Source organism: Shimia gijangensis, assembly GCF_900142085.1.
Classification (GTDB): domain Bacteria; phylum Pseudomonadota; class Alphaproteobacteria; order Rhodobacterales; family Rhodobacteraceae; genus Shimia; species Shimia gijangensis.
On sequence record NZ_FQZQ01000066.1, the window covers coordinates 1 to 1,658 of the forward strand.

The 1,658-nt window shown below is 54.2% G+C and carries 1 protein-coding gene; it reads left to right on the top strand.

Annotation, left to right across the window (positions count from 1 at the left end; all coding sequences use genetic code 11):
* Positions 1-107 precede the first annotated feature (107 nt).
* Positions 108-1,169 carry a type I restriction enzyme endonuclease domain-containing protein gene (locus BUC32_RS20000; protein ID WP_073257404.1) on the top strand — a complete coding sequence of 354 codons (1,062 nt, stop codon included), beginning with the start codon at positions 108-110 and terminating at the stop codon, positions 1,167-1,169.
* The last annotated feature ends 489 nt before the right edge of the window (positions 1,170-1,658 follow it).

Sequence of the window (1,658 nt, forward strand, 5' to 3'; positions counted from 1 at the left end):
CATCGCAAACACGCCGCATAATACCATCAACAAGATGAGCCAAACACTCTCTTAGTTTAGGCCGCTCTTGGGCCCAAAAACTCTGCCGACGGACAGATTACGTCGGTGTGTTCAGAAACCTGCAAAAGGCATTGGCGATCTACGGTGGCGGCAACACTGGGACGGAGGAGCCGCCCATCAGGGACAAGAGTGACCTCGTTGAATACCTCCGACACCTTGTCGCGGTTACCGTTGCTTACTTGGCCGAAAGGAAGATCGACGCCGCCGCGATCAAGCAGGCACGAGGTCTGGAGAAGGTCGCCTTGCTTGCTGATGCTGTGGAGGCCCTGATTGAAACGGACGAGGCCAAGCGGGAATACCTAGCCAAAGCTCGAGCTGCCTCCCGTGTGTACAAGGCTATCCTGCCTGATCCTGCTTCCAGCGAGTTCTCCCCCGATGTCGTTCTCATCTCTGTGCTTGCCGAGCGTATCCGGTCAATGATGCCCAAGCCCGACATCAAGGCAATCATGCAGGACGTGGAAGACCTTTTGGATCGTTCCGTCGCACCAATCCCCTACGAGACGCCTGATGACCCTGAGGTGATCGACATTAGTCAAATCGACTTTGACAAACTCCGCGAGAAGTTCGACACGGGGAAAAAGCGCACCGAAGCCGAAAGGCTCCGTGCCTTGCTGAACCAGAAGCTAACAGCGATGGTTGCCCGAAACCCAACTCGCGCGGATTTCCTTGAGCGTTTCCAGAACCTGATCGACAGCTACAACAGCGGCAGCCACAACATCGAGGCGTTCTTCAAGGCCCTTGTGAAGTTGGCAGAAGACCTGTCAGAGGAAGAACAGAAAGCCGTACGAGAAGGACTGTCAGAAGAAGAGAAAGCTGTCTTTGACATCCTGACCAAACCAGAGCCAGAACTGTCCGACAAGGAACGAGATCAGGTCAAAGCCGTCTGTCGCGACCTCCTGCAGGCCTTGAAGGACGAAAAGCTTGTGATTGATTGGACCAAGAAGGAAACGGCACGTGGCGCAGTACGGCAGGCGATTGAGGTGATCCTCGATGGCGGATTGCCAGACGCCTACGATGAAACCGTGTTCAACACCAAATGCGACACTCTATACCGGCATGTCTTTGATGCCTATCAAGGTGGCGGTGAGAGCATCTATGCGGCTGCTTGAGCTGGATTAGGTTCCACCATTGCAGAATTAACCCCCACCATTGCAATGAACCAAACTTCGCGGTGACCCTCTGCTTTGGCTGAAGCGTCTTCAGCTTCGCCCCCCCCCTCCATCAACAATAACTTCAAGGATCAGCTCATGGCTCAAGCATTTGCTTCTGCCACTGGGTCAGCTTGTGCTTTGCAGCATGGGTCTGGCTCGGCGGTACAAACACCATTAAGATCTCTCTATAGAGATTGTACTAGCTACAGCTCAGACGACCTGGCTGACGCGACGACCACCTCCCAGTTAGACACACTGATCCGACATGGTGGGGGTCTGCCGCAACAGGATGTCGCGACGGCTTTGCGAGAACTCATCGCTACGATGGCTGCTATGGCTGACGAGAGATCATTAAAGCTACGCGCTTTTAACCTGATGCATACCCGGCCTCGCAAAAGTAGTTCCAGCATTCTTGCGGTGTGAACATGTCGCAGACTTCGGCCAATG